The organism is Agrococcus sp. ProA11, from assembly GCF_039880525.1.
GTDB classification, from domain to species: Bacteria; Actinomycetota; Actinomycetes; order Actinomycetales; family Microbacteriaceae; genus Agrococcus; species Agrococcus chionoecetis.
The window spans coordinates 618,730-631,110 of the sequence record NZ_CP156989.1 but is presented as its reverse complement, the minus strand read 5'-3'; the positions used below and the strand labels follow the sequence as shown (position 1 = coordinate 631,110).

The window sequence follows — 12,381 nt, the reverse complement described above, 5'->3', positions numbered from 1 at the left end:
CAAGGCCGGACCTCATCGCGGTCGCGTCAACCGCAGGAGCGGTAGGACGCCACGTCGGCACCGAGCGTCGGCACGCCGCCGAGCAGGATGACCTCGCCTGGCCGCCACTCCGCGAGCCGGTCGCCCGTGGGCACCGGCACGCAGGTGCTGTGCGAGAGCAGCAGCGGGGAGCCCGCCGCGCCCGCCGCCGCGGCGCCGGGCAGCGCGTCGGCGAAGCCCTCGCCGCTCGCGACGAGCACGGAGTCGACGTCGCCGAAGAGCCTGCCGAGCTCGGCGGCGGTCTCGAATCGGTTGTCGCCGGCGAAGCGCTCGACAGTGACGCCGCCGGCCCGGACGGCCTGCTCCATGCCGGTCGAGATCGAGCTCGCGTTCCCGACCACGCCGATGTACGACGGGCGGAGCGCGGCGATCGTCGCGCGCGTCGCGGCGTCCGGCGCGGCGGCCGTGCCGTTCACCAGCAGCACGGGGCCGTTGCGGAGTGCGGCGGCCGGTCCTGCTGCCAGCGCGTCCGGGAAGCGCAGCCCGGTGGCGAGGAAGACCGCGTCGGCGTCCCGCCCGAAGGCGTGCTCCGCGACCATCCGGCTGGTCTCGAACCGGTTCGCGCCGTTGAGCCGCACGACCGTGCGGGCGACGCCGAGGCCGCGCACCTGCTGCTCGGCGGCTGCCGAGACCGAGGGCGTGCCACCGACGATGACGATCTCCTGCGGCTTCAGCCTGCGGATCTCGGCGAGCACCTCCTGCGGCACCGAGCCCGCGGGCGTGAGGAGCACCGGTCCGCCGTCGTGCGCGGCGGCGGGGCCAGCGGAGAGTCCGTCGGGGAAGCTCGTGCCGCTCGCGAGGTACACGACGGGCGCCGTGCTCGGGAAGGAGTCCTTCGACACCGCGACCGAGGTCAGGAACCGGTTCGCGCCGGAGATCCGGTCTGCGGAGGGCATCAGCGATGCGAGCGTGACCGACACCGTCCGGCAGCCGAGCGAGGTCGCCGGGTCACCACCGGTGTGATCGAGCGCCGTGACGCACACGCGGTGCTCGCCAGCCCCCAGCTGCAGCTGCACGCGGAACCCGTGCGCCGCGCCGTAGCCCGGGTAGGAGCTCGCGACGTCGGAGCGTGCCACGCTCGCGACGTACGTGCCCACGTCGCGCCCTGCGACCGAGACCCGCACGCTGCTGGAGGCCGAGGTGCTGGGGTCGACCGCCCAGCCGGTGAGGACGACGTCGCCGGTCGAGGTCCGCTCGATCGCCTCGAACGCACCGCTGGGAGGGCCGCCCCTCGGCTCCACGTCACGACAGCCGATCATCCGGTGGTCGCCGCCCTCGACGTTGATCGCGTAGGCGCAGTACGTCTCGCCCCCGACCGGCGCGGGCACCGCGATCTCGTAGCCGTGCGCCGCGCCCGCGGTCGAGACCGCCCGCTGCACGTCAGGGCGCGGCAGGTCCGCGTCGGCCGCGACCTGCGGCTTGCCCACTCCGAGCGGGCCCCCGCGATAGATGTGCACGCGGATCGGCGACTTCGAGTCGGGGTCGTGCGCCCAGCCGCGCAGGAACGCGGTGGAGCCGACCGAGTAGGTGCTGTCGATCTGCCCGATCGGCGTGCCCGCCTTCGGCGTGACCTCGACGCAGCCGATCATCGTGCTGCCGTGCACGGTCGAGTCGAGCGCGTGCACGCACAGCCGGGTCGTGCCGCTGGGCACCGTGAGCGTGCCGGAGAAGCCGAATCGGTCGCTGTTACCGGGCGTGCGCGCGGGGATGTCGGCCCGCTGCTGCTCGGCGATGAGCGTGCCGACGTTGCGGCCCTGCGGGTAGGGGTTGTTCGCGTAGACGTGCACGCGGATGGGCGAGGTGGTGTCGGGATCGAACGCCCAGCCGCTCAGGGTCGCCTGCAGCCCGTAGGTGGTCGCGCTGGCATCGACGGCGCCGATGGGCGGGCCGCTGCCAGCGCCGCGCGGGTCACCGAACCAGTCGGTGAAGATGCGCCAGAAGTTGCGGTTGCCGTAGGCCGAGCACGAGTCGCCCGTGCCGTACATGTTGGCGAGGGCCGCCTTGTTCGGCTGGTACGGCGTGTAGTTGTAGAGCCCGGCGGTGGCCTGGTTCTCGATGTTGACCGCCGACGATCCGCACGCCGCGTTGGGGTGGTAGAGCACCTGGCGCACGCCGACGCGGTGCTGGTAGTTCGAGGGGTACATCGCGTAGCGCTGGAACTGTCGCGCCGCGTTGTAGACCTGGTAGAAGAAGCCGCCGAAGGACGGGTCGCAGGGCGCCGTGTCCGGGCACGCGAAGCCCGTGGCCCGCTCGTACTGGGTGCTCGAGGGCCGGGAGGTGGTGACGAGCGACTGCTCCTTCTCGAGCAGCACCAGGAGCACTCGCTGCGAGATGTCGCACGCCTGTCCGACGCGACCGATGATCGACGACGCGCGCTCATTGCTCTGCCCCGGCATCGCATCGCAGTACTGCGTGCCGGTCATGGCGGGGGTGGCCTGCCGGTAGTCGCGCAGGCACGTGTAGCCGGTCGTGCAGCTCGGGCGCCGCTGCTCGAGGAAGGTCTGCGTCTGCGACGCGGTGAGCGCCTTGCCGTCGAAGAAGTTCGCGTCCGAGATGAGGTTGCCCGGGGTGAAGTCGGATGCGCTCACAGCCTCCGCGGGAGTCGCCGGTGTCGCGGCGACCACGCCCGACAGCATCGCGATCACGGCGACAATCGCGACCAGTGGCCGTCGTCTCAACATGTGGTTCCTCGCATCTAACCTTCAAGTTTCTGTTGAAGTGTAGCGGTCGCGGCGTACCCCGATTCAAGCGGCGCCCTCGCGGCGGCCGCGGCCCGGCTGGGATACGATGGCGCGGTTCACCTGATCGCCCCGAGAACGCACGGGCGCGCGGTCTTCCCGGAGGCAGGAGCACAGATGTCTGACGTCGCGATGACCCGCGCGCAGCGGCTCGCCGAAGAGCCGTGGGAGCACGCCGGAGCTCGTTCAAGCGGCTTCTCCGGCTTCGTCGCCGCATCGAAGGATGTGTGGCACTACCGAGAGCTGCTCGGTCGCCTCACGAAGCGCGAGCTGAAGGCCAGGTACAAGGACTCGAAGCTGGGCTTCGTGTGGAGCCTCGTGCGCCCGCTCACGATGCTGTTCGTCTACGCCGTGGTCGTCGGCGAGTTCCTCGGAGCCGCTCGTCAGATCGAGAACTTCGGCATCTACATCTTCGCCGGACTCGCGATCTACACGGTGTACCAGGAGATCGTCGGCGCGGGCACGAGTGCCATCGTCGTCAACTCGGGGCTCATCAAGAAGGTCTACCTGCCACGCGAGATCTTCCCGCTCGCGACGATCGGCCCTGCGATGTTCACGCTCGCGATCCAGCTCGCCATCCTGATCGTCGCGGCCGCCGTGACGCCCGGCGCGCTGAGTTTCGGCTCGAATCTGCTGTACGCGCCTGCAGCGATCATCCTGGCGATCATCTGGAGCGCGGCGTTCGCGCTCGCGCTCTCAGCGATCAACGTGTACCTGCGCGACATCGCCTACCTCGTCGACGTGGTCCTCGTGCTCGTCATGTGGGGATCGCCCATCCTCTACTCGATCGCGATGGTCGAGGAGCGGCTCATGGGCGGCGCCTTCGAGTGGCTGCTGCCCGTCTACGTGAACAGCCCCGTCACCCTCACCGTGCTGGGATTCCAGGAAGCCTTCTGGCAGGCGGGCGCCGCGACCGCGCACGTTCCGGCGCTGTGGCTCAACATGCTCGTGAGCGCCGGCGTCGGCCTGCTCGCCCTCTACCTCGCCCAGCGCATCTTCGCGCGCCTGCAGGGCGACTTCGCACAGGAGCTGTGATGTCCGGCGTTCCCATCGTGCGACTCGACGACGTGTCGAAGCACTTCACCGTGCGCAAAGACAAGAGCCTGAAGGAGCGGATCGTCAACGCCGCGCGCGGGCGGGCGCACGCGGAGCACTTCGAGGCGCTCAAGCACATCTCGCTCGAGATCGACAGCGGCTCCACCGTGGGCCTCATCGGCCCGAACGGCTCCGGCAAGTCGACGCTGCTGAAGACGATCGGTGGCATCATCCAGCCCTCCAGCGGCACGGTCGAGCGTCGCGGCCGGATGGCGGCGCTGCTCGAGCTCGGCGCGGGCTTCCACCCCGATCTCACCGGTCGCGAGAACGTCTACCTCAACGCCTCCATCCTCGGCCTGTCGGAGCGGCAGACGGATCAGTACTTCGACGCCATCGTCGACTTCTCCGGCATCGAGCAGTTCATCGACCAGCAGGTGAAGTTCTACTCCTCCGGCATGTACGTGCGCCTGGCCTTCGCGGTCGCGGTGCACGTCGACCCCGACCTGCTGCTGGTCGACGAGGTGCTCGCCGTCGGTGACGAGGCGTTCCAGGAGAAGTGCCTCGACAAGATCCGCTCGTTCCAGCTCGAGGGCCGCACGATCGTGCTCGTCACCCACGCGCTCAGTCAGATCACCGACCTCTGCACGCGCGCCGTCGTACTCTCGCGCGGCTCCCTGGTGTTCGACGGGCCTCCCATCGAAGGCGTCGAGGTGCTGCGCGGCGGCTTCCGCTCGCAGCGCGAGTACGAGGACGCGCGCCGGAGCGACGTCGCCGACGTGCAGCAGGCCGCGCCGATCGAGCGGGTCACGATCGACGGCATCCGCATGGTCGACGACGCCGGGCGGGAGATCACCACCACGGGTGTCGGTGCCGACGTCGCACTGGAGGTGGATCTGACCGCCCACGACCCGGTGGAGGACTGGCGGCTGGGCATCGCGCTGGCGACCGGCTTCGGCCAGCTCGCACTCTTCACGACCACCCAGCGGCTGGGCGTCGACACGGGCCGGATCAACGGCCCGGTGCGGGTGCGCATCGACATGCCCGATCTGCATCTGGGCGCGGGCGAGTACACCGTGAGCACCGCCATCGAGCACACGGAGGGGCCGGAGCTGGCACGCGCCGACGAGGCGCTGCGGATCCGCGTGGAGGGCGACGGCAGCTCCACCGGCACCGCCAGGACGACGCTGAGCGGCGCGCTGCAGGCGCGCTGACGCTGCCGCGCTATCGCCCGGCCTGCTCCACCAGCTCGATGAGCCGCGCGGCTCGCGCATCGAACGACTCCTCGGCGCCGACGCGCGCTGCGATCGAGCGCATCCGGGCGTCGTCGGGCCAGCCCTCGTCGTCGTGCAGCAGCGCACGGAGCTGCTCCGAGGACCGGTACGCGCGCACGGCACCGCCGAAGCGCTCCAGGCCCGCGATCGGGTCGGTCACGACCCGAGCACCGCTCGCGACCGCGTCGAACAGGCGGTTGGAGAGAAAGCCGTGCTCCGCCATGTCCGGCCAGTGGTCGTTGAGCACCCGCCGAGCGCTGCGGTAGGCGAGCGCCGCGCGCTCGTTCGGCAGGTGCTGCGCGCGGATGTGCCGGCGGTCGACGAACGGCTCCCAGCCGTCGCCGTACAGATCCACGTCGACACCCGCGCGCAGGGCATCGCGCACGATCGGGCGGAACACCTCCCTGGTCCTGCCGACGAACAGCACGTCGGAGGCGAGCGACGCATCCCGCGGTCCCGGATGGAACCGCGATGCGTCCGTCGCCTGCAGCAGCGTCAGCACCGGCACCGGTGCGCTCGGCGCCAGGCTGCGCGCCCACGGCTCACTCGCCGCCAGGACGAGGTCGTAGGAGCCGATCTCCTCCTCGTGCACCCAATCCGGATGGCTGATGACCCACAGGATGTTGAAGGAGGACGGATTCGTCGGCATCCGGTAGAGCCCGCGGATCGAGATCGTGACGTCGTCGATCTGATCGGAGTGCGGTCGCGCGATGGCGCCTCGACGGTCGACGAACGCCTGCTGGCCAGCGCGTTCGAGCGCCGCCGCGAGTCCAGCGGCGAACGGGGCGTCGCCCCAGCCGTCCCCCACGGGACCGGCAGGGGCTCCGATGCGGATCGCCCAGCGGCGGCGGCCGTCGGTGCGCCGCAGTGCGGGCCGCACCTGGCGCAGCCCCTCGACCAGCTCGTTGCGCTCCAGCAGCGCGTCGTACTGCGCGATGGCCGCACCGTGCCAGCCCTCGACGGCGAGGCCCGCTGATCGCAGCGCCTCGGCGGGCTCGTCGAGCGTCGTCGCGCCGAGCTGGCGAGCGGTGGGCAGTGCCGGGCCGGCCTGCTCGGCGCGCGCGCGCACCGAGGGAACGACCGCGCCGCCACCCGCAGCCGCGGTCGCGGCGCCGATCGCCGCGCCGAGCGGCTGCCCGATCCTCAGCTCGCGAGCCAGCCGACCGCGCAGCAGGACCACGGGCGCGACGATCGCGGCGACCCGGTACGGCGCGGCGGGGAGATCGACCTCGGGGTGCCCCTCCAGCATCCGCCAGGGCGGTGAGGACGGGTGCGCCACGACGCTGCCGGCGTCGAGCACGGTGCCGGCTTCCGCGCCCATCACGACGGGCTGGACCGCCTCGACGGCGCTGTGCTCGGCGGTGTCGATCAGCTCGCCGATCGCCTCGTCGCCGATCTCGACGTCGTGGCGGGCGATGAGCACCCAGGTCTCGTGCGGGAGCGCCGCGACCGCGGCCGCCGCGCCGGAGCTCCAGCGCGCCCCGCTGCGCAGGACGACGACCCCCGCGCGCTCCGAGATCGACCACTGGGGTTCGGGAGACGCCTCGGCGCCCGGGCCGGGGCGCGCGACGAGGCGCTTCGGCAGCACCGCGCGGCCCCAGGATCCGAGCGCCCGCGCGGCTCGCGCGACGACCCCGCTGGCAGGCTCCGCTCCGGTCGTCATCGCTGCCGTCGCCCGACGAGCATGTCCCCGGTGGCGGCCGTGTGCGCGCTCGATCCTCCGTGCAGGATGATGGCGCGCATCGACTCTCCGTTCATCGGCTCTGCCGCGCCGGGCGCAGCGCCGCCAGTCTAGTGCGATGCCCCCAGGGGCGGCCCGAGCACGTCGCGCAGCGTCAGTCCCACGGATCGCTCGGGTACCAGCCCGCGTAGGCGCGGAGATCGGTGCTGAACAGCCGCGCGAGCGAGGCCGCGAAGTGCTCGCCGATGTGGCTGTTGTCGACGTAGGTCACGATCCCGCCAAGGGCCGGCGTGCAGACGCCATCGGGGCAGATGTGGTCGTTGAGGTCGATGAAGACCCCGCCGGCCTCGTGGATGCTGGTCGCGTAGCCCGCCAGGCCCGGCACGGACAGGTCAGCGCTGAACGAGCAGGCTGCGCTGTCGAAGCCCTCCCGCTCGGCGCACTCGAGTGGATTGAAGTCGGTGCGCGGGTTGTCCCGCAGACCGACCACGAGCGTGCCGGTCCGCTCGTGCAGGTACTCGACCCATGCGGGGAAGCTCCCGCCGAAGAGATCCTCGGTGCCGTCGGTGTGCGTGAGCGACGCGATCGTGAAGACCATGTCGGGCGATCGATCCAGGATGTACGCGTTGGCGACCTTCCAGGTGTTGCTGCACCCGCCGACATCGTCCGGCCAGGCGTTCTCGGCGGGCCAGTGGAAGTAGCAGCCCGGCGACGTGAACGTGCGCACGTGCCAGGTCGGGTGCTGCTCGACCGTCTCCATGAGCATCGGCGACATGGCCGTCGAGTGGGAGCTGCCGACGATCACGATCGACCGCTCCGGGGACTCGAGCTGGCCCCAGTCGCGGCAGATGCCGGCGTTGTAGGGATCATCGTCGGCGCACGGCTGCCCCGGCTCCTTCGCGAACGAGGCGGTCAGCGCCTCCCCCGGGTACACCGAGGCGAACTCCCGATCGGGATCCGCATTCGCGCCCATCACCGTCAGGTCGAGTCCGGAGAGGGCACCGGCCTGAGCGTCGGCGGCACGATCGAGCTGCACGCGCACGGCGACGACCGATGCCAGCACCAGCGCGATCGAGACGACGATCGCGGCGATCTGGCGCAGCGCGACCGTGCGCCCGGTTCGCGTGAACCGAGCGACCGGATGCTCGACGAAGTGATAGATCAGCACGCTGGCGACGGCCGAGACGGCAATGATCCCGAGGCCCTGCAACGGGTTCGGCCGCTCGATGCCGGTCGCCGCGGCGAACAGCACCAGGGCGGGCCAGTGGGTGAGGTAGAGCGCGTACATGTACTTGCCGGATTGCTCCAGCACCGGATGCCGCAGCAGCGCATTGCCGTGGTCGCCGGGCTGCCGAGGGGAATCCGCGGCGACCAGCACCAGGCCGGCCGCGAGCACGGGCCAGAGCGCCGCGACGCCGGGGAAGGCGGATTCGACCGGGAGCAGCCAGCCGGTGGCGAGCACCGCCGCGAGCCCGACCCAGCCCATCCACTGCTTCACCCGGGTCGACAGCCGCAGCGACGGCGCGATGAGCGCGAAGACCGAGCCTGCCGCGAACTCCCACAGCCTCCCCCACGTGTCGAAGTACGCGAGCCGCTGGTCCTGCGCGACCGAGATGACCGACCAGGCGAAGGAGGCGAGGCCGATCACCAGGAACACGATGAGCAGGGCTTGCCGCACGCGCGCGCGGAACAGCAGCGCCACCAGCACATGCACGATCGGCCACAGGATGAACATCTGGCCCTGCACCGAGAGCGACCAGAAGTGCTGGAACACGCTCGCGGTCGATCGCGCCTGGGCCAGGTAGTCGACCGCGTTGCCCTGCAGCCAGAAGTTCATCGTGTACGTGATCGCGGCGAGGGCCTGCTGCGCGAGGTCCTCCCAGCTCCGCTGCGAGAGCACAAGCAGCGCCCCCGCCAGCGAGAGCAGCGTCGCCGCTGCCGCCGCGGGCAGCAGCCTGGCGAACTTCCGCAGGATGTACCGCACGAGCGACACACCCCTGCCCTGCTCGGCGGCGGACACCAGGGACCGCGTCAGCAGGTAGGCCGAGACGAGCAGGAAGACGTCGACGCCACCGGAGACGCGCCCGAACCAGATGTGGAACGCCGCGACCATCAGCAGCGCGACGGTGCGAAGCCCCTGGATCTCCGCGATGTAGCGCGGAGCGGCTCCTGCCCTGACCCGTTCGCGGACCGCCGTCGTCACGGGCGCTGCAGCAGGCGGACGAGGTACTCGCCGTAGCCGCTCTTGCGCAGCGGCTGCGCCAGCTGCTCGAGCTGCGCGTCGTCGATCCACCCGGCTCGCCAGGCGATCTCCTCGATGCAGCCGATCTTGAAGCCCTGCCGGTCCTCGATCACCCGCACGTACTCGCTGGCCTGCATCATCGACTCGAAGGTGCCCGTGTCGAGCCATGCGACGCCGCGATCGAGCACCTGCACCTGCAGCCTGCCCGCATCCAGGTAGCGCTCGTTGATGCTCGAGATCTCGAGCTCGCCCCTGGCGCTCGGGGTGATCGACTTGGCGATCTCGACGACGTCGTTGTCGTAGAAGTACAGTCCCGGGACGGCGTAGCTGCTCTTGGGGTGCTCGGGCTTCTCCTCGATCGACACCGCACGCATCTGCTCGTCGAACTCGACCACGCCGTAGGAGCGGGGGTTGGCGACCTGGTACGCGAACACGAGGCCGCCGTCGACCTCCGTGTGCTGGCGCAGGCTGGAGCCGAGCCCCGTGCCGTGGAAGATGTTGTCGCCCAGCACGAGCGCCGCGGGCTCGCCGTCGAGGAACTCCTCGGCGATGATGAACGCCTGCGCGAGTCCGTCCGGGCTCGCCTGCACGGCGTACTGGATGTCCATGCCGAGCGCGGATCCGTCGCCGAGCAGCGCCTGGAACTGCTCGTTGTACTCCGGCGTCGTGATGACGAGCACCTCGCGGATATCCGCCATCATGAGCGTGGAGAGCGGGTAGTAGACCATCGGCTTGTCATAGATGGGCATCAGCTGCTTCGAGATGCCCTTCGTGATCGGCCACAGGCGCGTGCCTGATCCACCGGCCAGGATGATGCCGCGCATCGACTCTCCGTTCGTCGTCTTCGCCACGCCCCGCGCAGCGGCGCCAGTCTAGTGCGAGCCGTCCTCGCCGAATGGGCGCGCGTCGCCCCGGATCCGCTCGAGCTGCTGCGCGCCGAGTGCTGCGGCGACCGCGCGGTCGTTGCCGTCGCCGAACACGTTGCCGACGTAGAGACCGCCGGTCTGCGTGCCGGGCACGAACGAGAAGTTCTCGGAGACCGTCCCGGTCTGCGCGGTGCGGAAGCCGTGGGCGACGGCGCTCGCGTGCAGCCACACGTCATCCTGATGCGGCGTCTGCTCGAGGAAGCCCTCGCCGCCGTCGCGCAGCGCGTCGAGCAGCGCGGCCGGCAGCAGCTGCCCCGACACGGACGTGCCGAAGTGCGCGAAGCTCGGGAGCGTGCTGGAGGCGGGCTGCCAGCTCAGATAGGGCCCGACGGCGTCGCCGACGCAGCGGATCTCGTGCGCGCGATGCGCGATGACGGCGCCAGGGTGCTGCTCGGCGGCATGCAGCAGCCGCTCGAGCCAGTCGGCCGGATAGAGCTGGTCGTCGTCGCTCGTCGCCATCGGCAGTCGGTGCGCCGACTCGCTGAGCACGTGCGGCCGCCACTTGGTGTGCACCCCGAGGCCCGGCGCCACCCGACGCACCTCGAGTCCGCGCGCCTGGAGGCGCTCGAGCGAGCGAGGCAGCGCGGTGAGCGCGGGATCGTCGAGCCACAGGATCAGTCGCGCGGGCCGCACGCTGCCGGCGCCGATCGACTCGAGCGCTGCCCAGACGAAGGCGATCCGGGCGGCGACCGTCGTCATCACCACGACGACGGGCGCGTCGCCGACCACCGCGTCGCGCGATGTCAGGTTGCGCAGCCGCAGACGCACGAGCCAGCGCATGGTGGCCGTGTCGGGTCGATCGTCGTAGACACCGCGGCCCACGCCGACCCCGAGTGCGCGCAGCGCTCGCGGCGCCAGGCGCGCCCTGCCGCTGCGTGCGAGTGCGCCGACGGCACGATGCGCACGCGCTGCGGCGCGCCGTACCGTTGGAAGCCCGCGCATGTCGCTACTCTACCGCCCGCCCTTGACAGGGCCTTCGCGCAGACGTCAGGATGCACTTGTCCCCCAACTGCACCGGAGTCCTGCCATGCCCTTCACACGCTCGTCCGCGCGCGCCATTGCGGACCGCGCCATCGCGGGCCTCGCGGTCGCAGCCGTCGCACTCTCGCTCTCGCTCACGCTCCTGCCCGCCGCCCCAGCGCAGGCGGCCCGGCTCGTCGACCGCATCGACGGATCCGACCGCTACGCCGCGAGCGCCGCGATCTCCGAGGAGCTGGGGACGACCTCCACGGTGTTCCTCGCCTCCGGCCAGTCGTACCCGGATGCGCTCGCCGCAGCGCCGGTGGTCGTCGCGGAGGACGCGCACATGCTGCTGACAGCGCAGCACATCATCCCCTGGACGATCGAGCGCGAGATCCGCCGGCTCGCCCCCACGCGCATCGTCATCGTCGGCGGCGAGCCCACGATCTCTGCGGATGTGCAGCGGCAGGCCGCGGCGATCGCGCCCGGCGCGCGCGTGGAGCGCATCGCCGGCGCCAACCGGGTGGAGACCTCGATGCTGCTGCTCGACCGGCTCCGCCGCAGCGTGCCGGCAGCCGACGTCTGGGTCGCCAGCGGCCGCAACTTCCCCGACGCGCTCGCGGCCGGAGCGGTGGCTGCCAGGGAGGGGCACGGACTGGTGCTCACCACCGGCGCCGACGCGTACTTCGAGCAGCAGGTCTCGGCCCGCCTCGGCGGGACGAGCCGCTTCCTCATGGTCGGCTCGTCGGTCTCGGTCGGCGACGATGTCGCGTCGATGCTGCAGCGCACGGGACGCACCGTCGAGCGCATCGCCGGCCCCGACCGCTACTCCACCGCGGTCGCGGTCAACGCCGCCTTCACGTCCACCGCCCCCACGGGCCAGCTCCTGCTCGCGAGCGGCGCGAACTTCCCCGATGCGCTCGGCGGTGCGGTGCTCTCCGGCGCGACCGGCAGCCCGCTGTACCTCACCAACCCGCCGTGCGCCTCGACGACGGCCGTGGCCGTGGACGCGCACCGGGTGGGCGCGACCGAGACGGTGGCCCTCGGCGGTCCGCCGTCGGTCAGCAGCGCGGCTGCGCAGCTGCGCACGTGCGACTCCATCCCGGCGGCCACCGCGATCGCGTCCGCCGTCAACGCCAACCGTGCCGAGCAGTCGCCGTCCGTCGGCGCGCTCGCTCGACACGGGTGCCTCGACGCGATGGCGCAGGGCTGGGCCACGCAGATGGCGGTGCGCGGGCTGAGCGGCAGCGTCCACAACCCGAACCTGACGGCGCAGGCGCGCGGCTGCGGGATGCGCTCGTGGGGCGAGAACGTCGGCCGCACGTGGGGGGCGCAGCCGAACCCCGAGGAGATCATGGAGCGGTGGCTCGCCTCATCCGGTCACACCGCGAACATCCAACGCGGATCGAGCACCCTCGTGGGCGTCGGTGTCGCTCGCGGCGCCAACGGCTACTGGTACTACGTGCTCACCTTCGGCACCGCCTGAGCG

The 12,381-nt window shown here is 71.4% G+C and carries 8 protein-coding genes; 3 read left to right on the top strand and 5 right to left on the bottom strand.

Translation table 11 applies throughout. The features are described 5' to 3' along the window. Nucleotides 1-26 precede the first annotated feature (26 nt). Nucleotides 27-2,720, bottom strand: coding sequence for a cell wall-binding repeat-containing protein (locus ABG090_RS03005; RefSeq protein WP_347756276.1), 2,694 nt, complete (start codon nt 2,718-2,720; stop codon nt 27-29). 174 nt (nt 2,721-2,894) lie between these two features. On the opposite strand from ABG090_RS03005, the gene ABG090_RS03000 reads away from it, so the two are divergent. Both ABG090_RS03000 and ABG090_RS02995 read left to right on the top strand, forming a co-directional pair. Beyond that, the gene (locus ABG090_RS03000; protein ID WP_347756274.1) at nt 2,895-3,812 is read left to right on the top strand and encodes an ABC transporter permease; all 918 of its coding nucleotides are present in this window, start codon (nt 2,895-2,897) and stop codon (nt 3,810-3,812) included. After that, nucleotides 3,812-5,023 (top strand): ABC transporter ATP-binding protein, encoded by a 1,212-nt coding sequence (locus ABG090_RS02995; RefSeq protein WP_347756273.1) that lies wholly within the window; start codon nt 3,812-3,814, stop codon nt 5,021-5,023. The genes ABG090_RS03000 and ABG090_RS02995 overlap by 1 nt, the downstream gene beginning before the upstream one ends. A gap of 10 nt (nt 5,024-5,033) precedes the next feature. Here the strand turns inward: ABG090_RS02995 and ABG090_RS02990 are convergent, their stop codons facing one another. The 4 genes from ABG090_RS02990 to ABG090_RS02975 form a co-directional block, all read right to left on the bottom strand. Further along, nucleotides 5,034-6,746 (bottom strand): hypothetical protein, encoded by a 1,713-nt coding sequence (locus ABG090_RS02990; RefSeq protein ID WP_347756271.1) that lies wholly within the window; start codon nt 6,744-6,746, stop codon nt 5,034-5,036. 172 nt (nt 6,747-6,918) lie between these two features. After that, complete coding sequence (locus tag ABG090_RS02985) at nt 6,919-8,967, bottom strand: acyltransferase family protein (RefSeq protein ID WP_347756269.1); 2,049 nt, start codon at nt 8,965-8,967, stop codon at nt 6,919-6,921. After that, nucleotides 8,964-9,830 (bottom strand): glucose-1-phosphate thymidylyltransferase RfbA, encoded by an 867-nt coding sequence (rfbA, locus tag ABG090_RS02980; protein ID WP_347756267.1) that lies wholly within the window; start codon nt 9,828-9,830, stop codon nt 8,964-8,966. The genes ABG090_RS02985 and rfbA overlap by 4 nt, the downstream gene beginning before the upstream one ends. A gap of 48 nt (nt 9,831-9,878) precedes the next feature. Continuing rightward, complete coding sequence (locus ABG090_RS02975; protein WP_347756265.1) at nt 9,879-10,874, bottom strand: hypothetical protein; 996 nt, start codon at nt 10,872-10,874, stop codon at nt 9,879-9,881. 85 nt (nt 10,875-10,959) lie between these two features. Here ABG090_RS02975 and ABG090_RS02970 point away from each other — a divergent pair, with 85 nt between their 5' ends. Then, nucleotides 10,960-12,378, top strand: a complete 1,419-nt coding sequence (locus tag ABG090_RS02970) for a cell wall-binding repeat-containing protein (RefSeq protein WP_347756263.1) — start codon at nt 10,960-10,962, stop codon at nt 12,376-12,378. Nucleotides 12,379-12,381: the final 3 nt, after the last annotated feature.